The organism is Nannocystis sp. RBIL2 (assembly GCF_026626745.1).
GTDB lineage: Bacteria > Myxococcota_A > Polyangia > Nannocystales > Nannocystaceae > Nannocystis.
The window spans coordinates 3,533,196-3,551,663 of the sequence record NZ_JAPNJW010000001.1 but is presented as its reverse complement, the minus strand read 5'-3'; the positions used below and the strand labels follow the sequence as shown (position 1 = coordinate 3,551,663).

16 protein-coding genes are annotated in these 18,468 nt (G+C 71.4%); 9 read left to right on the top strand and 7 right to left on the bottom strand.

The window, feature by feature from the left end:
• Positions 1 to 4 precede the first annotated feature (4 nt).
• The 3 genes from OV090_RS13875 (at position 5) to OV090_RS13865 (ending at position 5,037) form a co-directional block, all read left to right on the top strand.
• Positions 5 to 661, top strand: coding sequence for an RNA polymerase sigma factor (locus OV090_RS13875; protein ID WP_267704098.1), 657 nt, complete (start codon positions 5 to 7; stop codon positions 659 to 661).
• A gap of 72 nt (positions 662 to 733) precedes the next feature.
• Positions 734 to 4,225 carry a protein kinase gene (locus OV090_RS13870; RefSeq protein ID WP_267704097.1) on the top strand — a complete coding sequence of 1,164 codons (3,492 nt, stop codon included), beginning with the start codon at positions 734 to 736 and terminating at the stop codon, positions 4,223 to 4,225.
• Between the two features lie 182 nt (positions 4,226 to 4,407).
• Entirely contained in the window at positions 4,408 to 5,037 is a 630-nt protein-coding gene (locus tag OV090_RS13865) for a GIDE domain-containing protein (RefSeq protein WP_267704096.1), read from the top strand.
• Positions 5,038 to 5,107: 70 nt separating this feature from the next.
• On the opposite strand, the gene OV090_RS13860 is transcribed toward OV090_RS13865, so the two are convergent.
• Positions 5,108 to 5,230, bottom strand: a complete 123-nt coding sequence (locus tag OV090_RS13860) for a hypothetical protein (RefSeq protein WP_267704095.1) — start codon at positions 5,228 to 5,230, stop codon at positions 5,108 to 5,110.
• 110 nt (positions 5,231 to 5,340) lie between these two features.
• On the opposite strand from OV090_RS13860, the gene OV090_RS13855 reads away from it, so the two are divergent.
• The gene (locus OV090_RS13855; RefSeq protein ID WP_267704094.1) at positions 5,341 to 6,291 is read left to right on the top strand and encodes a 2-dehydropantoate 2-reductase; all 951 of its coding nucleotides are present in this window, start codon (positions 5,341 to 5,343) and stop codon (positions 6,289 to 6,291) included.
• A 406-nt stretch (positions 6,292 to 6,697) separates the two neighbouring features.
• Here OV090_RS13855 and OV090_RS13850 read toward each other — a convergent pair whose 3' ends face one another.
• Complete coding sequence (locus OV090_RS13850) at positions 6,698 to 7,000, bottom strand: hypothetical protein (protein ID WP_267704093.1); 303 nt, start codon at positions 6,998 to 7,000, stop codon at positions 6,698 to 6,700.
• A gap of 509 nt (positions 7,001 to 7,509) precedes the next feature.
• Here OV090_RS13850 and OV090_RS13845 point away from each other — a divergent pair.
• Positions 7,510 to 7,818 (top strand): hypothetical protein, encoded by a 309-nt coding sequence (locus OV090_RS13845; protein ID WP_267704092.1) that lies wholly within the window; start codon positions 7,510 to 7,512, stop codon positions 7,816 to 7,818.
• A 20-nt stretch (positions 7,819 to 7,838) separates the two neighbouring features.
• On the opposite strand, the gene OV090_RS13840 is transcribed toward OV090_RS13845, so the two are convergent.
• The 3 genes from OV090_RS13840 to fumC are packed head-to-tail and all read right to left on the bottom strand — an operon-like array spanning position 7,839 to position 11,032.
• Positions 7,839 to 8,438 carry a class I SAM-dependent methyltransferase gene (locus OV090_RS13840; protein ID WP_267704091.1) on the bottom strand — a complete coding sequence of 200 codons (600 nt, stop codon included), beginning with the start codon at positions 8,436 to 8,438 and terminating at the stop codon, positions 7,839 to 7,841.
• A 46-nt stretch (positions 8,439 to 8,484) separates the two neighbouring features.
• A complete protein-coding gene (locus OV090_RS13835) occupies positions 8,485 to 9,609 on the bottom strand; it encodes a glycosyltransferase family 2 protein (protein WP_267704090.1) in 1,125 nt (374 codons plus the stop codon).
• Positions 9,610 to 9,616: 7 nt separating this feature from the next.
• Complete coding sequence (gene fumC, locus OV090_RS13830) at positions 9,617 to 11,032, bottom strand: class II fumarate hydratase (RefSeq protein WP_267704089.1); 1,416 nt, start codon at positions 11,030 to 11,032, stop codon at positions 9,617 to 9,619.
• 100 nt (positions 11,033 to 11,132) lie between these two features.
• Here fumC and OV090_RS13825 point away from each other — a divergent pair, with 100 nt between their 5' ends.
• Positions 11,133 to 12,164: a medium chain dehydrogenase/reductase family protein gene (locus OV090_RS13825; RefSeq protein WP_267704088.1), complete on the top strand. Its 1,032-nt coding sequence runs from the start codon at positions 11,133 to 11,135 to the stop codon at positions 12,162 to 12,164.
• 26 nt (positions 12,165 to 12,190) lie between these two features.
• On the opposite strand, the gene OV090_RS13820 is transcribed toward OV090_RS13825, so the two are convergent.
• Together OV090_RS13820 and OV090_RS13815 are read right to left on the bottom strand one after the other, a co-directional pair.
• Positions 12,191 to 13,099: a hypothetical protein gene (locus tag OV090_RS13820; RefSeq protein WP_267704087.1), complete on the bottom strand. Its 909-nt coding sequence runs from the start codon at positions 13,097 to 13,099 to the stop codon at positions 12,191 to 12,193.
• Positions 13,100 to 13,790: 691 nt separating this feature from the next.
• Entirely contained in the window at positions 13,791 to 14,696 is a 906-nt protein-coding gene (locus OV090_RS13815; RefSeq protein ID WP_267704086.1) for a type I phosphomannose isomerase catalytic subunit, read from the bottom strand.
• Positions 14,697 to 14,822: 126 nt separating this feature from the next.
• Between OV090_RS13815 and OV090_RS13810 the strand changes: the two genes are divergently transcribed.
• The 3 genes from OV090_RS13810 to OV090_RS13800 all read left to right on the top strand — a co-directional run bounded on the left by OV090_RS13810 (position 14,823) and on the right by OV090_RS13800 (position 18,438).
• A complete protein-coding gene (locus OV090_RS13810) occupies positions 14,823 to 15,353 on the top strand; it encodes a Rieske 2Fe-2S domain-containing protein (protein ID WP_267704085.1) in 531 nt (176 codons plus the stop codon).
• Positions 15,353 to 17,056, top strand: a complete 1,704-nt coding sequence (locus OV090_RS13805; protein WP_267704084.1) for a cytochrome b N-terminal domain-containing protein — start codon at positions 15,353 to 15,355, stop codon at positions 17,054 to 17,056. The genes OV090_RS13810 and OV090_RS13805 overlap by 1 nt, the downstream gene beginning before the upstream one ends.
• Before the next feature lie 422 nt (positions 17,057 to 17,478).
• On the top strand, positions 17,479 to 18,438 hold the full coding sequence (locus tag OV090_RS13800) for an ADYC domain-containing protein (RefSeq protein WP_267704083.1): 960 nt from the start codon (positions 17,479 to 17,481) through the stop codon (positions 18,436 to 18,438).
• Positions 18,439 to 18,468: the final 30 nt, after the last annotated feature.

Here is an 18,468-nt window from a genome sequence, read left to right as displayed (position 1 = left end):
AGGCGTGGAACCAGCATCGGGCGACGACGACCTCTCGCTGCTCCGCGCGTGGCAAGCCGGCTCGACCGCGGCCGGCCGGGCGCTGATCGCTCGCCACTACGCGAGCGTGTACCGGTTCTTCTTCGCAAAGGTGAGCGGCGACGCCTGCGAGGACCTGGCCCAGGGGACATTCGAGGCGCTGTGCCGGCGCCGCGACGCGTACCGCGGCGGCTCGTCGTCGTTCAAGGGGTTTTTGTTCGGCATCGCCCGCAACAAGCTGCTCGAGTACATCCGCCACCGCTCGCGCCTGGGGCCGACGTTCGACCCGGCGACCGGCAGCGCGATCGACCCGGCGACGGAGGGGTCGCTGTCGTCGCTGCTGGCGGACCGGCAGATCGAGCACGTGGTGTCGCAGGCGCTGCGCGGGCTCAGCCTCGACGACCGGATCGTGCTCGAGCTGAAGGAGTACGAGCAGCTGACCGCCCGCGAGCTGGCCGAGCTGTTCGCGGTGCCGGGCGGGACGATGGCGGGGCGGATCGCGCGCGCCCGCCAGCGCCTGCGCGAGGCGACCGAATTGTTGCTGGCTCAACCTGACCTGAGAGACAGCCAGGTGCGCGACCTCGACAGCGCGATGCGCAGCATCGGCGACAAGATCGAGGGCTACCTCCGCGACCGCAAGTGAGCGGAGTCGCGCGCGCGAAGTCGGTGCTTTTTTCCACCGATCAAAGTCGCGACAACCAGCACTCGCCTGGCGATGCGTCCCGAGCTCCCGCCCCCGCCCTCGCCCGATCCCGCCACCCTCGCGCGCGCGCAGGCCCGCCTGCTCGCCGGTCTTTCGCACCTCGGGTTCGAGACGACGGCGGGCGACGCGACTGCGGGCCAGAGGTCGTGGGGCGAGCCGGAGGCCTCGCGCGAGCCGACGCGCGGCGAGCCGACCACCGGGCGCTACCGCTTCGGGCCGGTGTTCGCGCGCGGCGGCCTGGGAGCGGTGCGCCGCGCCGAGGACCTCAAGCTCGGGCGCACGGTGGCGGTCAAGGAGCTGCTGCGCTTCGACGAGCGGTCGGTCGACCGGTTCGTGCGCGAGGCGGCGATCACGTCGCGCCTGCAGCACCCGGGCATCGTGCCGCTGTACGACCTCGGCCGCGCCGACGACGGGCGGCCGTTCCTGTGCATGAAGCTGGTCGAGGGCGCCTCGCTCGAGCAGCGGATCGCCGGCTGCGCCGACGTCCAGGCGCGGCTCGGGCTGGTGCCGCACGTGATCGCAGCGGCGGAGGCGATGGCCTACGCGCACCGCCAGGGCGTGATCCACCGCGACCTCAAGCCGGCCAACATCCTGATCGGCGCGTTCGGGGAGGCGGTGGTGATCGACTGGGGGCTGGCGAAGTACCTGTCCCAAGAGACAGAGGCCGCGCCGGCCGAGGACAGCGATGACTTCGCGGTGTCCAACCTCACCACCGCGGGCTCGTTGCTCGGGACGGTCCGCTACATGCCGCCCGAGCAGGCGCGCGGCGACGGGGTCGATGGGCGCAGCGACATCTATGCGCTCGGGGCGGTGCTCTACCACGTGCTGGCCGGGGTGCCGCCGTTCCACGATCGCCGCGCGGCCGAGCTGATCCGCGAGGTGCTCGAGGGCGAGCCGCACCGCCTGGCGAAGCTGGTGCCCGAGGCGCCGCCGGCTTTGATCGCGGTGGTCGAGAAGGCCATGGCCAAACAGCCAGGTCGCCGCTACGCCGACGCGGAGGCGTTGGCCGACGATCTGCGGCGCTATCAGGCGGGGCGGCTGGTCGGCGCGCACGCGTACTCACTGGCGGAGGTCGGGCGGCTGTGGCTGCGGCGGCACCGGGCGGTGGCCACGGTGGGAGCGGCGTCGCTGGTGGCGCTGGCGGCGATCGGGGTGGTGGCGGTCGGACGGATCCGCGAGGCCCGCGACGTCGCCGAGGAGCAGCGCGCGGCGGCAGAGTCGGCGCAGGATGTCGCCGAGGCGCGCGCGAGCGAGGCCGAGGCTGCGCGCGTGACCGCGGACCGACGCGCGGATGAGTTGCTTTTGGCGCAGGCGCGGCTGGCGATCGCGGCCGAGCCGGCGCAGGTGTACCCGTTGCTGGCGCAGCTGGCCCCCGAGCCCGCGCGCGACGGGGCGGTGCGGGCGCTGGCGCTGGCGGCGTGGCAGCCGGGGGTGGTCGGGGCGGCGATGACGGGGCCGACGGACTCGCTGCACGACGGCATCAACCTGGCCGATGGGACATGGATCGCGGTCGGCCTCGACGGGCTGTGGCGCTGGCGGCCGGGAGCGGCCGTGGGCGAGAAGCTGGGCGGTCGCGGGCAGCTGGCGGTGACGCCCGATCGGACGGTGTGGGCGCACGTGAGCTCCGAGCGGGGCAAGGAGTTCGTGGCCGAGGTGCATCGGCCGGGCGGCGGTGAGTCATTGCGCTTCACCGGCAAGACCGACAAGCCGGTGGGTTTCTATCGCTGGGCGCTGAGTCCCGACGGGGAGTCGCTGTGGGCCTGGCCGGTGCTGGCGGTGCCGGCGCTCGAGTTCGCGGTGCGGACCGGGGCGCGCCGCGAGCTGCCGGGGGCGGACGCGCCTGCCGCGGTGGCCGGGCTGTCGCTGCACGGCTCGCCTGACGGCCGGCGGCTCGCGGGGGCCCGCGACGAGTCGCTGGTGGTGTGGGACCGCGAGACCGGCGAGGTCGGGGTCAGCCGCCATCCGTGCAAGCCGCGGCTGTTCGCTTACCAATGGACGCCGGACGGGCGCACGCTCGTGGTCCCGTGCGCGGGCGCGGAGCGGGCCGACAGCGCGTCGGGGGTCGACCGCCAGCTGGTGTGGCGAGCCGAGGGGCCGTCGCGCATGGTCGAGGCGGCCTGGTCGGCGCCGGCCCGCGACGCGCTGGTGTTCGTCGCCCACCGCGACGGCCGGACGACCGCGTGGGCCGAAGACCCGGCGGGGGCGCGGCGGTGGACGCGAGATGTCCGAACGGACAGGTCGCCCGACTTCGTGGTGGTGCCGAACACCAGCCGCGACGGGCGGTTGGTCGAGTGGGGCTTCGGGGTGACGACCGAGGTGATCGACGTCGCTACCGGGACGTCGATCGTCGCGCAGGCGAACCTCGGCACGACGGTCCTGGGCGACGGCGAGCTGCTGCTGGCGAGCGCCGACGGGCACCGGCGAGTGCGCCCGACCGACGCGCCGTGGCAGTCGCTGTGGCCGACGTCGGCGGTGCCGCAGCGGCAGGCGCGGCTGGCAGAGAACGGCGGCTGGGCGGTGGCGGGCGGGCCGGACAGCACGGCCCGGCTCGATCTGCGCTCGGGCGCGACGACGACGCCGACGGCGAGTTGTCGGCCGCGGCGCGAGTATCACGAGTCGATGGTGGTGGCCGACGACGGGCAGGTGCTGGTGTCGGTGGGCGAGGGCACTGCATGCCTCTGGGGACATGGCCGCGAGGACATCTTCGAGGTGCCGCGGCACCCGTGGACAGGCGCGGTGTTCGGGGCCGGGCGGTTTGCGATCGGCTTCGCCGACGGCGAGGTCCGCGAGTGGACGTCGCCGGGCGCGCCGTCGCGGCGCTTGCCGCTGCACGACCACCTGAGCGTCCTGCAATACGCGCCGGGCGGCGAGGTGCTGGCGGCGCTGGCCGGGGACGGCGGGGTGATGGTGGTCGAGCGCGACGGGGCTGCGCGCCTGGTGGTCGAGCCGGTGGCGAGCGCCAACGGCTCGCCGCACGCGAGCCTGGCGTTCGCGCCCGTGGGGGCGACTCTGGCGGTCTACCGCCGCGGGCAGCCGCAGGTCGAGGTGGTCGATCTCGAGCGCGACGGTCGGCTGCAGCTCGCCGGCGCGACGACGAGCCAGACGGCCGGGGCGTTCGTGGCGTCGCGCTTCAGCCCGTCGGGCCAGCGACTGGTGGTGCTCGACGGCGATCTGCTGCAGGCGTGGTCGCTTGCGCAGCCCGGGGCGCCGCTGCGGGTGCAGGGCCCTCAGGGGCGCGACGCGGCGTTCCTCGACGAGCAGACGCTGGCGGTGGTGGGGATCGACGGGCGGGTCGAGGTGGTCGACCTGGTGTCGGGGCTGGCGGCGCCGATGCGAGAGCCGACCGGGGGGCGCGTGTGGCCGCAGCTGGCGGCAGTGGAGGGCGGGCTGGTGCTGCTGGCGGGCACGGGCGAGGTGCTGCGCTTCACCGACCGCCTGCCGGCCGCGGGGGCGCCGCTGCACGCGTGGCTGCGCGCGGCGGCTGGCGCTCGGGACATGCCCTGAAGGACATGTGATGATTCATGATGTGTCCGCAAGAGCATGCTCGGGTGGCCTCCGGGACCGCGCGGCGGCGGTCGGTGCGAGGGCGCGCGGGTCGTGGCTCGTAGGCGCACCGGCAGAGGCCGCCGGCGGCGTCGGGGTGCGACGGCTGCCGCGTCGGCCGGCCGTGGTAAGCTCCGCGGCCGATGCCTGTGCCGATCTTCGCCCTCGCCGCCGCCGCCATCGCCGGAGTGGGGCTGTCCTACGCGCTGTCGACCGACGCCCGCACGCGCCGGTCGCTGAAGAAGCGTCCGGTGACGCCGATCCGGGGGCTCCGCGAGGGCGAGCTCGTGCGCGTGCGCGGGCGCGTGCTGGCCGGCGAGCGCGTGCTCGAGGCGCCGCTGTCGCATCGGCCCAGCGTGTACTACCTGGCGACCGTCGATCAGGAGACGGGCCGCAATCACTGGCGCGAGGTGGCCCGTGAGGAGCGCTTCGTCGAGTTCGCGATCGACGACGGGACGGGACGGATCCAGGTGATCATGAGCGTGCCGCGGGTGGCGGTGGTCAGCGATCACCACACGCGCTCGGGCTCGTTCGACGACGCGAGCGAGGTCGAGGAGGCGTTCCTGCGCCGCCACGGGCTGAAGAGCACCAACCTGATCGGGCTCAACATCGCCATCCGCTACGACGAGGGGACGATCGAGCCGGGCGAAGAAGTGACCGCCTTCGGGCTGGTGCGCGCGGAGATCCGCGATGGCCAGCGCGTGCTGGTGCTCGACGCGCCCGACGACGGGCCGCTGCTGCTGAGCGACGATCCTCGCGCGGTCCACGGGTGAGACGGCCGCTCCTCGGCGTCGACGGTGCGATCACGACGGCACCCGGGAGAGTCGCGCGAGCGTCGGTCGCTCAGCGCTCCCACGGGCGGCCGCGGTGCTTCCACAGGTAGTAGGCCAGCACGGCCAGCAGGAGGCCGTTGTAAAAGGCGACGATGGAGAGGATCGAGACGGTGGAGAAGGCGGCCAAGAGCATGCGTTTGTCACCTCGGACGCGATGACGATGAATCGTCGCGGCCGCGGCGGCGCGCGAAGGTTTTTCGCCGGCTCACGTGACGTAGCGTGATGTGCTAAACGCTTAGCGTCATGTCCACGAGCGCGGCCTCTTCTCGAGCGATCTGGATCGTCGGCGCCGGCGCGGTCGGCCTGCACCTCGTGGCGCGCCTGCACGAGGTGGCCGCGGTGACACTGGTCGCACGCGGAACGCGAGCTGCAGCGCTGGCGACGGAGGGGTTCGAGCTGACGGGGGCGGAGCAGCGACGGGCGTTCGTGCCGGTGGTGGACGCGGCGGCGGAGTGGTCGGTGCCGGCGGGGGCGATCGTGCTGGTCGCGGTCAAGGCGACGCAGCTGGCGGAGACGCTCGAGGCCCTGGCGCCGCGCCTGACGCAGGGGCAGGTCCTGGGGCTGTGCCAGAACGGGCTGGGGATCGCGGGGCTCGCCCGCGAACGCGTCCCCGCGGCCGCGCTGGTGCGCGTGGCCTGCTGGCTGGGCGCAGGGCTTGCCGGGCCGACGGCGGTGCGCGTGGCGGGGGTGTTCCAGCTCGAGCTGGCGGCCGACGATGAACCTGCCCGTTCGCACATGTCCGAACTGCAAGGTCTGCTGACGGCCGGCGGCTACCCGGTGACGGTGGCGGCGTCGATCGCGGCGTGCGAGTGGCGCAAGTCGCTGTGGAACCTGGCGGTCAGCGGACCGTGCGCGCTGCTCGACGCGGTGAACGGGGCGATCCTCGAGGTGCCGCAGCTGCGCGCGCTGGCAGAGACGCTGCTGGCCGAGGCGCGCGCGGTGGCGGCCGCCGAAGGCGTGACCCTGAGCGAGGCGGATCTCGAGCGAGTGTTCGCGTCGACCGAGAAGACGCGCGCGAACTACAACGCGATGCTGCAGGACCTGCGACGCGGGGCGGCGACGGAGATCGAGTTTTTAAATGGGGCGGTGGCGCGGCTGGCCGAGCGGCATGGGCTGACGGCGCCCACGCACGCCGCGGTGGCGCGCCTCGTCGCGGCGCGCGAAGTGCTGGCGAACGCGGCGCGACGCGAGTGACGGCGTCCGCGGGGGCCTGTCTGGGCCGCTGGTGCGGCGAGCGGTCTGGGCCGGTGAAATGTCGCCCGCTGCCGGTCGGATGGTGATGACATCGCTGCATCCGAGCTCGCGCGCGACGAGGTGACAGCTCCGGAGGTCGGGCGTCGGCGTGCCGCCCACACGCTGGCGAATGCAGATGTCGGGATTGGCGGAGCGATACACCATCGCCACGTCCCGGCGAGTTGGGGAGCAATTGCGAGTATCATGGTGCAGCGAATCAACCACGCGACGTATGATCTGTGTAGGGGTGACACGCCCATCGTAGGTCGTGAAGGGATCAGGCCCGAGGCGGCCCGAGGGTAGCGAGTCGGTAGCGAACAATCTCATAGTTCGTCGACCGCGCCTCCGAGCCGCCGCGGGCGGTGGTTCAGGCCGAGACGAAGGTCCTGCACCCGAATTCGTTGCGGCCGACCTCGTGGCAGCTGGGGTAATGAATCGGCGCCTCCCCCCCGAGCCGCTCGCGGATGCAAACGTCCGGATTGTTGGTCTCCCGCACCCTCCCCCACACCCGGCCCGTTCCCGAATCCCCGGACATCGTGCAGAGCCGGCTATCCCGCTCGATGACGTCCTCGGTGGCCTCGTCGTCGGGCTCGGGGGCGGCGAGCTCGGGCTCGGCGAGGGCGAAGGTGCTGACGAGGGCTGCCCCCAGGATCTTGATGAAAAACAACATGGGTCGACTCCTTTTGATTGTGAACTTTGGGCTGTCACCAAAGCGCCGACGCAGCATTGCGACGACGCGGTGATTCCAGGGTGATGGGGGAATCCACGGGCGTCCAGCGGGCGACCATGAAAAAGCCCGGGTCCATGCGAACCTCACGGGCTCGACGAGCGAGCGAGACGCTCTCGCCTCAGCCTGCTCCGTGCAGGTGACTGCCGGTTATGACGCCCGGCGAGCCGTCCAGGACCTGAAGGGACGACATGATGTCGGGGCCGGTGAGACGCGCGCGCCCGATGGCCCCACGTCGCGTGATCGCAGGCTGCACGTCCGGTATTCAGCGACGGGCCGGGACGACGGCGGCGCCTTGCGCGACGCCGATCGGCGACGTCTGAATGAGGGCTCAGGGACTGGGTAGAGTCCGCTCTTCGGACGCGGAAAAGTTGCGGTCGTCCGCTGGACGGAGCGCGCGATTGTCTGCATGGTTGCGACAATCGCCGAGCTGCGGAAAGGATGCACCGACCATGTCGATCTTCGCTGTCGCCGCCGATTCCTGCCTGAGAACGCTGTACGGCGCCTACCTCGCAATCGCCCCGCTGGGCGCTCCGATCGAGGCCCAGCGCGAGGCGCGGGCCGATTGGTTCATCTGTACGATGGCGGGCGAGAGCGACACCGGGCGGGTGTGGGGGCGCGTGCAAAAGCTGCAGAGCGGCTATTGCATCCGCGACCGCGTCGGCGGCGAGGCGCCGCTCGACGTCTCGAGCTGTCACGAGGTCGCCAAACTGCTGGAATGCGCGGCGCCGACGGTCCACGACGTCCTGGATGAGGACTGACGGCGTCGGGCGGTCGTCTCTCAGTCGCGCTGGCGCGGGCGCGCCAGGACCATCGTCCACGGGAACACGCCCGGGGCGGCGAGGACCTCGAAGTCGCGGGCGATGAAGCGCTGGAAGCCGGCGCGGCCCCAGTGGTTGACGTGCTCGGGGTCGTTGCCCAGGCGGGTGAGGTTCTTGCCGCGCATGAAGTTGAGGGCGCAGAAGAACGGCTCGCGCGGGACGCTGAGCAGGACGTGCTGGCGGGCCAGGCGGCGCAAGATCGGCAGCATCTGCGCCGGGGCGGGGATGTGCTCGAGGACCTCGAGCATCATGACCATGTCGAAGCTGCGGCCGTCGTCGATGAGCTGGCGCGCGTCCATGACGTCGAGCCGGGCGCGCTCGCCGATCCGCGCGCGGGCGTCGGCGATGGCGCCGTGCGCCAGGTCGACGCCGGTGAACTCGGCGTCGATGCCGGCCTGCAGCAGGGCCTCGATCATGTAGCCCTCGCCGCAGCCGAGGTCGAGGATCGTCCGCGGCGCGGCCTGCCGCACCAGCGCCGCGGCCTCGCGCTTGAAGCGGGCGATGAGGGCGCGCTGGATCGGGTTCTTGCTCTCGTGCTTCTGCTTGTTGCCGCTGGTCATGCGGGTCCCGGGATCGATGAATCGTCGCGCGCGCTGCCGCGGCCCGTCAGCGCCGCGCGGCCGGGCTCGGCGGGCTCGGCGGGTTCGGCTTGCCGGCGACCGTGACGGTGCGCGCGTCCTCGCTGATCTCCTCGGCGGCCGAGACGGGCAGCTCGCGGCCGCTCATCGGCGGGGCCGAGGGGCCGAGCTGCGGGCTCGGCTGGGCGTAGATGGCGGCGCGTGTGGCCGCGGGCGCCTCGCGCTCGTCGCGGATCGAGAACACCTCCTGCGAGCGGATGGTGGTGCGCACGAGCAGCTCGCCGAGCAGGCCGACGCCGATAAACTGCATCGCCACGATGGTGAGCAGGACGCCGAGCGTGAGCAGCGGGCGCTCGCCGATCGCGTAGCCGAACAGCCACAAGAAGCTGAGGTACATCAGGATCAGCACGCCGAGGCCGCCGAGGACCATGCCGGGGATGCCGAAGAAGTGCAGCGGCCGGGTGCGGTAGCGGGTGACCAGCAGGACCGTCAGCAGGTCCATGAAGCCGTCGAACATCCGCTTGACGCCGTACTTGCTCTTGCCGTGCTTGCGCGCGCGGTGCTTGACGATCAGCTCCTCGACGCGGAAGCCCTTGTGGTGGGCGAGCACCGGGAGGAACCGGTGGAAGCCGCCGTAGACGGCCAGCTCGCGCACGCAGTCGGCCCGGTAGGCCTTGAAGCCGCAGTTGAAGTCGTGCAGCCGCACGCCCGACAGCCGGCTGACGACGGCGTTGAACAGCCGCGACGGCAAGGTCTTGTCGAGCGGGTCGTGCCGCCGCTTCTTCCACCCCGACACCAGGTCGGCGCCGGCCTCGATCCGCTTGACGAAGTCGTCGATCATCGCCGGGTCGTCCTGCAGGTCGGCGTCCATGGTGACGACGATCTGGCCGCGCACCCGCTCGAAGCCGGCCGCCAGCGCCGACGACTTGCCGAAGTTGCGCCGGAAGTGGACGACCCGCGCGCGTGGGTCGCGGGCCGCGAGGTCGTCGAGCGCGTGCGCCGAGCCGTCGCGGCTGCCGTCGTCGATCCACAGGATTTCGTAGCTGCGTCCGAGCCTGACGCACGCGTCGGTGACCTGCGAGTGCATCTCGGGGATCGAGCGCAGCTCGTCGTACAGCGGGATGAGGATCGAGATGTAGGGCTGGTGGCTCAAGCGGGTCCTAGCGGTCGCCCTCGGGGGCGATCATGGCCTCGGGGCGGACGTAGCGGTCGAACTCCTCGGCCGACAACAGGCCGAGCGCGACGGCGGCCTCCTTCAGCGAGGAGCCGTCCTTGTGCGCCTTCTTGGCGATCTTGGCGGCGTTGTCGTAGCCGATGTACGGGTTCAGCGCGGTGACGTTCATCAGGCTCTGCTCGAGGTTGTGCGCCAGCTTCTCGCGGCGCGGCTCGATGCCCTCGGCGCAGAACTCGCGGAAGTTGCGGCAGGCGTCGCCGAGCAGGCGGACCGAGTGCAGGGTGTTGTGGATGATGAGCGGCTTGTAGACGTTGAGCTCGAAGTTGCCGCTCATGCCGCCGATGTTGACGGCGACGTCGTTGCCGAGCACCTGGGCGCACACCATCGTCATGGCCTCGCACTGGGTCGGGTTGACCTTGCCGGGCATGATCGAGGAGCCGGGCTCGTTCTCGGGGATGGTGAGCTCGCCGAAGCCGCAGCGCGGGCCGGAGGCGAGCCAGCGGATGTCGTTGGCGATCTTGGTCAGCGCGCAGGCGAGGGTCTTGAGCGCGCCGTGGAGGCCGACCAGGGCCTCGTGGCCGGCGAGGGCGGCGAACTTGTTGGGCGCGGTGACGAACGGCAGGCCGGTCAGGGCGGCGATCTGCTTGGCGCTGGTGACCGCGTAGTCCTTGTGGGTGTTGAGGCCGGTGCCGACAGCGGTGCCGCCGAGCGCGAGCTCGTAGACGCGCGGCAGGTTGCTCTCGACGGCGCGGCGGGCGTCGTCGAGCTGCTGGACGTAGCCCGAGAACTCCTGGCCGAGAGTGATCGGGGTGGCGTCCTGCAGGTGGGTGCGCCCGACCTTGACGATGTCGGCGAAGGCGGCGCTCTTGGCCGCGAGGACGTTGCGCAGCGCGTCGAGCCGCGGCAGCAGGTGATGCACGACCTGCTCGGCGGCGGCGATGTGCATGGCCGTCGGGAAGGTGTCGTTCGACGACTGGCCGCGGTTGACGTCGTCGTTGGGGTGGATCGGCTTCTTGCTGCCGAGGACGCCGCCGGCGAGCTCGATCGCGCGGTTACCGATGACCTCGTTGGCGTTCATGTTGGTCTGCGTGCCGCTGCCCGTCTGCCACACGCGCAGCGGGAAGTGAGCGTCGAGGTCGCCGGCGATGACCTCGTCGGCGGCGCGCACGATAAGGTCGACCTTGTCCTTCGTCAGGGTGCCGAGCTCGCCGTTGGCCAGCGCGGCGGCCTTCTTGAGGATCCCGAGCGCCCTGATCATCGGCCGCGAGAAGCGGTCGTCGCCGATGTCGAAGTGGTGGAGCGAACGCTCGGTCTGGGCGCCCCAATAGTGGCCGCTCGCCACCTGGATCGGGCCCATGCTGTCGGTCTCGGTGCGGCTGTCGTCCTTTGCGCCTGCGGTCATGCGCCGGGCAAGCTAACACCATCAGCGTCACAGAGGTGGGCCTTTGTCGCTACAAGTTCACGACTTGACCGCACGCACGCTCCCGGGCGAGGGTCGGCGCATGCGCAAGGTTGTGATCCCCGCCGCGGGCGGACACGAGCGGCTGACCCTGGTCGATACGGAGGCGCCCCGACCCGCGCCCGGCGAGGTCCGGATCGCAGTGACGGCCATCGGGGTCAACTACGCCGACTGCGTGGTCCGCATGGGCCTCTACGCGTCGGCGCAGGAGTTCGTCGGCTGGCCGATCACGCCGGGCTTCGAGGTCGCCGGGGTGATCGACGCGCTCGGGGAGGACGTGGCCGGCCTCGCGGTCGGGGAAGAGGTGGTGGCGGTGACCCGCTTCGGCGGCTACGCGACGTCGGTCTGCGTGCCCGCCCACCAGGTGTTCGCGGTGCCCCAGGGCCTGTCCCTCGCCGAGGCCGCGGCGGTCCCGTCGGTGTATCTGACGGCCTGGTACGCGCTCCACGCGCTGGCGCACGCGCGCAAGGGCGAGACGGTGCTGGTCCACTCGGCGGCCGGCGGAGTCGGCGGCGCCCTGTGCCAGTTCGGCCGCCGCGCCGGCTGCCGGGTGATCGGGGTGGTCGGCGGCCCGCACAAGGTCGCGGCGGCACAGGCGGCCGGGGCGGAGGTGGTGATCGACAAGTCGAGCACGTCGCTGTGGCCGGCAGTGAAGGCGGCCGCGCCCGCCGGAATCGACGTCGCCTGCGACGCCAACGGCCCGGAGACGCTGCGCCACAGCTACCGCCACCTGGCCGCGGGCGGGCGACTGATCGTGTATGGCTTTCACACCATGCTCCCGAGGACAGGTGGCAAGCCGAACCTGCTCAAGCTGGCGCTCGGGTTCGTGCGCACGCCGTGGTTCTCGCCGCTGGCCCTCACCAACGAGAACCGCGGGGTGCTCGGCTTCAACCTGTCGTACATGTTCCACCGCGCGCCGCTGCTGATCGAGGGGATGGCGGCGATCGCCGGCGGGCTCGCGGCCGGCGAGCTGCGCCCGCCGCCGATCACGACCTATCCCCTGGACCAGGTGGCGCAGGCGCACCGCGACCTCGAGTCGGGGCGCACTGTCGGCAAATTGGTGCTGCTGACCTGAAGGTCAGGTGTGATGATTGCGGCCGCTCAGATCTTGCAACCGCACTTGCACTCGTCAGGCTGGTTGGGGTCGTCGGCGACGCACAGGGTCCAGCCGCTCGGCTTGGGCCCGCAGATCGTGGTGACCTCGACGATGCCGTCGACCTCGCGCCAGTAGACCGGGTCGGTCCAGCCCATGCAGTAGCCCTGGTCGACGTAGGGCAGGCTGATCTCGTCGCAGGTCTTGCTGCTGAGATCGGTGCCGGGCAGGCAAGCCTCCTGCCACGGGGGATCGTCGCAGGCGCCGTCGAGCGGGCCCTCCTGCGAGACCGTGAACCACCCGCACGCGAACGAGCCGCCGACGGCCGCGTTGCTGCAGGTGTTCTCGTTGGTGATCGCGCCGCAGAACTCGCCGAGCAGCTCGGGACAGTCGAGGGTGGCGGAGGTGCACAGACAGGCGAGCGGGCCGTCGCAGTCGCAGGTGTTCCACTCGGGGCCGAGGTCGGTCGGGGTGAACGGGAACTGCAAGACCTCGATGTCGCCGTTGTCGTCGCGCCACACGCTGGTGAGCCCGCCCGAGGGGTCCTTGGGCACGCAGAAGTCGCGGATGTCGCCCTGACAGCCCTGGTTGCTGTGGGTGTAGCTGACGATCTGCGTCCACTCGCAGCCGTTCTGGCCGCACGCCCCCATCTCGGTGTACTGTGAACAATTGCTCGGCGGCGGACCTGTGGTGGTGTCGTCGGTGGTGCTCGCCGTGTCCTCGGTGGTGGTCGGCGTCCCGGTCGTGCTGGTCCCCGTCGGCTCGCCCGTGGTGGTGGTCGTGCTGGTGGTGACGGGCGGGTTGGTGGTGGGGTCGCTGGTGTCGGTGCTCGGCGAGACGTCGGTGGTCACTGCATCGTCGCCACACGCGATGAGGAGCACGAAGGCGCACGAGAGTAGGCGATAGGGCGAGGTCATGCGGCTCACTATACGCCAGCGCACCCAGCCGCGGCGAGGCTGCCGATCGAGCACGAGCGAGGTGACGGCGGCGTCAGGATAGCGGCGGTCCGGGCGCTGGACCGCGAGGCCGCGGACAGGCGCTACAGGGCCGCCGCGCCCGCGTGCGCGGACCCGGGCGAACCCGCGCAGGGCTGTCCGAAGGAGCAGGTCGAACGCGGGTCCGGCCGTGATGGCGCGGGTGCGGCGGAAGCCGTCGGTCGCGTCCTCCGCCGGCGAGGCGATGATGCCGTCGGCGACGCGGACGAGGCTCGTGAGGATCTCCTTCGCTCTCGAGGTGGTCCGAGATCGCTGCCGGCCTGAGGGACCGGTGATCGAGCGCTCCGCTCGGGCAGGGTCTGCAGGCGACCGTCGCCGCCGTCGATCGTCGTGACGATGGGACGGCGCCGCGGTGTGGTCGGGTGACGACCGCGGTGGTGCGGAGGAAGTTGCGACCGTTGTACTCGCAACCGTCGGCCTGCTCGTCGAGGTCGCGCCGGTGCGCGGCGACGTCCTCGATGGAGTGGTGGAGCGGGGTGGCGATCCCGACGATCGCCAGGGCGTGCGGCGCGGCGTCTCTGGCGCCGGTGTCGGCGAGGATGCGGGGCCTGGTTCGCGGACGACAGGTGGGGGCGTATCGGGGGCGCGCGGCGAAGCTGTCAGTGACGACAGATCACGCGTGGACGCGGCCGAGAGCGACGAGGGCGTCGTCGGGGACGTGGAGCGCGAGCGGTCCGCGGACGGCGAGCGAGAGGTCGATCCCGCCGATGCGGAGTTCGCTGCCGTCGGCTCGCGCAGTCGCGGTCCCGCGCGCGCCGACGAGCAAGGTCGGCTCGTCGATCTCGCGCGTGTGTTCGCCGGGGCCGAGCAGCTCGAGCTCGACGTGGGCGCCGCGCAAATGTGGGGAGGCGTCGCCCGAGCGCCACAGCTGAGGTCGGGCGGAGACGTCGAGCGTCGTCAGCGCCGACTCGACGTGCAGCGGGCGTCCGCTGCCGTAGTCGTAGAGGCGGTACGTGCAGTCCGAGGGTTGCTGGATCTCCGCCAGCAGGATGCCGGCGCCGATCGCGTGGACCGTGCCCGCGGGGACGAGCACGACCAGGCCGGGGGTGGCGACATGTTCTTCGAGACAGGCGACGATGCTGCCGTCCTCGGCGGCGCGGGCGAGGTCGTCGCGGTCGACGCCGGGGCGGACGCCGGCCCACAGACGGGCGCCCGGGTCGGCGTCGAGCACGATCCACGCCTCCTCTTTGCCAGGCAGAATCGCGCCGGGGCGCGCGGGGTCGGGGCGATCGTCGGGGTGGACCTGAACGCTGAGCGGCAGCGCGGTGTCGATGAGCTTGGCGAGGAACGGCAGCGGTCGGCCGAGGACGTCGCCGAGGCGGCGACCGCCGTGCGTGAGGCTCTCGTGGCCGGGGAGGGTGGAGAACTGCCATAGCTCGCCGACGCTGCGCCCGCGCAGCTCCGCGTGCGCGGGGCCTTCGCTCAGCAGTTCGGCCAGGCGGCGGCCGCCCCAGCGGGTCTCCTTGATCGTCTCGAGGGCGAGCTCGGGGGAGAGCAGCGCGGGGACGGCGGCGGGCATGCGCCCAGGGTAGCGTGGGTCGCGGGCGGTCGGGTATCCTGCGGTGGCCGCCTTGGGCGGCACAGGAGGGTCATGTCGAGCCGAGAACGCGGTCACGGAGCGGGGCACGGAGCTGAATCTCGGGACATGTCCTCCGGGTCAGGAGGAGAGCCGGACGCCGGGCGCCGCGGGGTGTTGAAGCTGGGGATCGGGGCGCTCGGGGTCGGGCTGGCGGCGGTGCCGGTGGTGCCGGCGATCGGCTACCTGCTGTTCCCGACCGGCTCGAAGGCCGGGGAGGGGTCGTTCTTGCCGGCGGGCAAGCGCTCGGCGCTGGCCGGGGCGGTGCCGGTGCGGGTCGAGCTTTACGCCGACAAGGTCGACGCGTGGAACAAGACGCCGGACGTGAAGCTGGGCTCGTGCTGGGTGCTCGAGCGCGACGGGGCGCTGCAGGCGTTCTCGACGGTGTGCCCGCACCTCGGCTGCGCGGTCGATTACGACGCCGAGTCGCAAAAGTTCAAGTGCCCGTGCCACCGCTCGGCGTTCGGGCTCGACGGGGCGGTCGAGGCCGGGCCGTCGCCGCGGCCGCTCGACTCGCTCGAGGTGAAGGAGGAGAACGGGCTGGTGGCGATCCGGCTGGTGCGATACCGCCAGGGCGTGTCCCAGAAGGAGCCGGTCTGATGGCGCTGCTCGACTGGCTCGACGAACGCACCGGGATCCGCTCGGCCACCCGCCTCATGCTCGAGGAGGACGTGCCCGGCGGCGCGCGGCTGCGCTACGTGTTCGGCTCGGTGCTGGTGTTCCTGTTCATGCAACAGGTGGTGCTCGGCATCCTGCTGGCGTTCTACTACAGCCCCTCGGCGACCGACGCGTGGGCGAGCACGGCCTATCTCAACGACCAGGTCACGTCCGGGTGGTTCCTCCGCGGGCTGCACCACCACGGGTCGTCGGCGATGGTGGTGGTCGTGGTGCTGCACCTTTTGCAGGTGGTGTTCGCCGGCGCGTATCGCAAGCCGCGCGAGGTCAATTGGTGGACCGGCCTGCTGATGGGCGCGATCGTGCTGGCGTTCGCGCTCACCGGCTACCTGCTGCCGTGGGACCAGAAGGGCTACTGGGCCACGCAGGTGGCGACCGGGATCATGGGGTCGGTGCCCGGGGGCGAGCCGCTGCAGCAGTTCGTGCAGGGCGGGCCGGAGTACGGCAACCTGACGCTGACGCGGTTCTTCGCGCTGCACGTGTTCGTGCTGCCGATCGCGTTGGCGGGGCTCCTGGGGGTCCACCTGCTGCTGTTCCGCAAGCACGGGGTGACGCCGCCGGATTTGCCGGAGGCCGAGCTGCAGCGCAAGACGCAGCCGTTCTGGCCCAATCAGCTGTTCCTCGACGTGCTGGCGATGGCGGTGTGCGCGGCGGTCCTGGTCGGCCTGACGGTCAAGACCCACGGCGCCGAGCTGTTCGCCCCGGCCGATCCGGCCAGCAATTTCGTGGCCCGGCCCGAGTGGTACTTCCTGTTCCTGTTCCAGCTGCTCAAGTACTTCCAGGGGCCGCTGCAGATCGTGGCGACGGTGCTGCTGCCGGGGGCGGCGGCGGTGTACCTGTTCGCGCTGCCGTTCGTCGACCGCGCCAAGTCGCGAGCGGTGCGCTCGCGCTGGGCGGTATTGTCGGGGGTCGGCATCCTCATGGCCGGGGTGACGGCGTTGACGGCGGTGGCGATCGCCGAGGACAACAATAACGAGTCGTTCCAGCACGGCGTCGAGCAGGCCCACGCCGAGGCCACCCGGGCGCGCGAGCTCGCGCGAGAAGGCGTGGCGCCGGTCGGCGGGCTCGCGGTGTTCGACAACGATCCCGAGCAGAAGACCCGCATGCTGTTCAAGGAGCATTGCGCGACCTGCCATACCCTCGAGGGCAAGGGCAGCGAGGAGGCGCCGACGCTCGACGGCTTCACCAGCCGCGAGTGGCTGACGGCCCTGGTCCGCAGCCCGCGAGACCGCCGCTTCTACGGGGCGACGAAGCACAACACCATGGAACCACTCACCACGGAGCAGGCCAGCGACGAAGAGCTGGCGGCGGTGGTGGAATACCTGATTGGCCTGTCGGGCGCCAGCGCGGCGGCGAGCGTGGACGCGGCGATGGTCGCTCGCGGCAAGGAGCTGTGGGACAAGAAGCTCGAGTGCTCGTCTTGCCACGAGCTCGAGGCCGGCAAGGACAGCACCGGGCCGACTCTGGCCGGCCGCGGTTCGCCGGCGTGGGTCGCCCGCATCATCCGTGACAGCAGTCAGAAGGACCTGTACGGCGATACCGCGGAGATGCCGAAATTCGCGGACAAGCTGACGCAGGAGCAGATCGAGGCGCTCGCGCAATTCGTGGCGTCACGCAAGACGCCTTGATCGCGGGTCACCGCGGCGGCAGGGGCTCGGTGCGCTGAGGCGTGCGAGCCCCTGTTTTCGTGTGGCGCTGTACGAACATTCGACAGCGCTTGTTTCGGAGAATTCCAAGCCGCTCGAACATTCGCAGGGCGCTTTCGGGGTGATATCGAGCCCGACGGCGTCGTCAGCGAAAGTGCGTCAGGCGGGCCGCGCGCCGCGACTGGCCGCGATCTGTCGCGGCTGCCGCGCAGATCTGGTGTCTCCAGAGACAGATCATTCGATTGCTCGATGTGGCGAATGCATGAAATGTCAATCGTGTCGCGCCCGCGGGTCCGAGCGAGCGCTCGCCGGGCCGCCCGCGCCGCCGATGATTCGTCGCGACCCAAGTACGCTGATGGGCGAGGGGGAACTCGGGCATGCGGAGGTATCGGCATATACAAGCGATGACGGTCGCGTTGACCGTTTGTGGGTGTGACGAAGTCGTCGTCGGGTTCGAGGACGTCACCGAGGGCGAGGAGACGCGGCTACGCGCGCTCCACGACAACGGGGTCGAGTTGAACGGGACCCGCTTCAATGGAACCCGTTTCAACGGGACATGGTTCAACGGGGTGAAGCTGATCAGCGCCAGCATCAGCGAAGGAACGACGAAGTCGAGCCTGAGCGGCTGGTCGCTGGTGCCCGGCACCAGCGAGCTGCAGGCGTACGGCAGCAAGGGGCTGCTGTACCGCGGCGCCGACCTCGCGGGCGCGCGGTTACAGTGGCTCGTCGACGACGGCGGCAAGGAGCCCGTGAGCGCCCAGCTGCGGATCGCGGCGGTGACTCAGAGCGCGAGCCTACCTGATATTTATTTTACGGACATCGACGTCCGCATCAATGAGGGCAAGTGGGAGTCGCTGTGCAGCGACGGTGCGGGCGCTCCGACCTCGGCGATCGTGGTGCCCGGATACTTCGACCTGGTGACCGCCGACTGGCGGCCGGGTGAGCACGGCGAACTGGCCTTCGCCTGCCGCGGGACCGCCGCCGGCAAGTGCCTCGAATGGGGCTACCGAATGTGGGCCAAGCACGGGGGCGTCTCGCTCGCCGACCACTATCGCGCCTGTACTCGCATGGTCCGCGCCGACTACTGCGGCACCAACGTGGCGCACACGGAGAACGGCACACCGATCGATATTTCGGACGGGCTGTCGCCGGCGATCCTGGCCCCGGAGACGGATTGGCAGATCGAGGCCAAGTGGGGCCCGCACGGCGCGGTGTGCCTCAATCAGCCGCGCAAGCTGGACTATACGCGCGCCGCGGTGGTCGCCGAGTGCGAGGCGGCCGGACGCGGCAAGTTGCCGACGTGCGGCGACGATGACCCGGCCGAATACGGCGGGCTCCTGGTCTCGCAGGCCGAGCCGAGCTGAATCCGCATCGAGGGATACGAGCCGCTCACG

What these genes read in the sequence shown, in the direction of transcription:
- OV090_RS13850 (WP_267704093.1), bottom strand. Translation starts at nt 7,000, where the DNA reads ATGTTGTTTTTCATCAAGATCCTGGGGGCAGCCCTCGTCAGCACCTTC.
- fumC (WP_267704089.1), bottom strand. Translation starts at nt 11,032, where the DNA reads ATGACCGCAGGCGCAAAGGACGACAGCCGCACCGAGACCGACAGCATG.
- OV090_RS13805 (WP_267704084.1), top strand. Translation starts at nt 15,353, where the DNA reads ATGGCGCTGCTCGACTGGCTCGACGAACGCACCGGGATCCGCTCGGCC.
- OV090_RS13865 (WP_267704096.1), top strand. Translation starts at nt 4,408, where the DNA reads ATGCCTGTGCCGATCTTCGCCCTCGCCGCCGCCGCCATCGCCGGAGTG.
- OV090_RS13870 (WP_267704097.1), top strand. Translation starts at nt 734, where the DNA reads ATGCGTCCCGAGCTCCCGCCCCCGCCCTCGCCCGATCCCGCCACCCTC.
- OV090_RS13825 (WP_267704088.1), top strand. Translation starts at nt 11,133, where the DNA reads ATGCGCAAGGTTGTGATCCCCGCCGCGGGCGGACACGAGCGGCTGACC.
- OV090_RS13800 (WP_267704083.1), top strand. Translation starts at nt 17,479, where the DNA reads ATGACGGTCGCGTTGACCGTTTGTGGGTGTGACGAAGTCGTCGTCGGG.
- OV090_RS13810 (WP_267704085.1), top strand. Translation starts at nt 14,823, where the DNA reads ATGTCCTCCGGGTCAGGAGGAGAGCCGGACGCCGGGCGCCGCGGGGTG.
- OV090_RS13815 (WP_267704086.1), bottom strand. Translation starts at nt 14,696, where the DNA reads ATGCCCGCCGCCGTCCCCGCGCTGCTCTCCCCCGAGCTCGCCCTCGAG.
- OV090_RS13860 (WP_267704095.1), bottom strand. Translation starts at nt 5,230, where the DNA reads ATGCTCTTGGCCGCCTTCTCCACCGTCTCGATCCTCTCCATCGTCGCC.
- OV090_RS13820 (WP_267704087.1), bottom strand. Translation starts at nt 13,099, where the DNA reads ATGACCTCGCCCTATCGCCTACTCTCGTGCGCCTTCGTGCTCCTCATC.
- OV090_RS13845 (WP_267704092.1), top strand. Translation starts at nt 7,510, where the DNA reads ATGTCGATCTTCGCTGTCGCCGCCGATTCCTGCCTGAGAACGCTGTAC.
- OV090_RS13855 (WP_267704094.1), top strand. Translation starts at nt 5,341, where the DNA reads ATGTCCACGAGCGCGGCCTCTTCTCGAGCGATCTGGATCGTCGGCGCC.
- OV090_RS13840 (WP_267704091.1), bottom strand. Translation starts at nt 8,438, where the DNA reads ATGACCAGCGGCAACAAGCAGAAGCACGAGAGCAAGAACCCGATCCAG.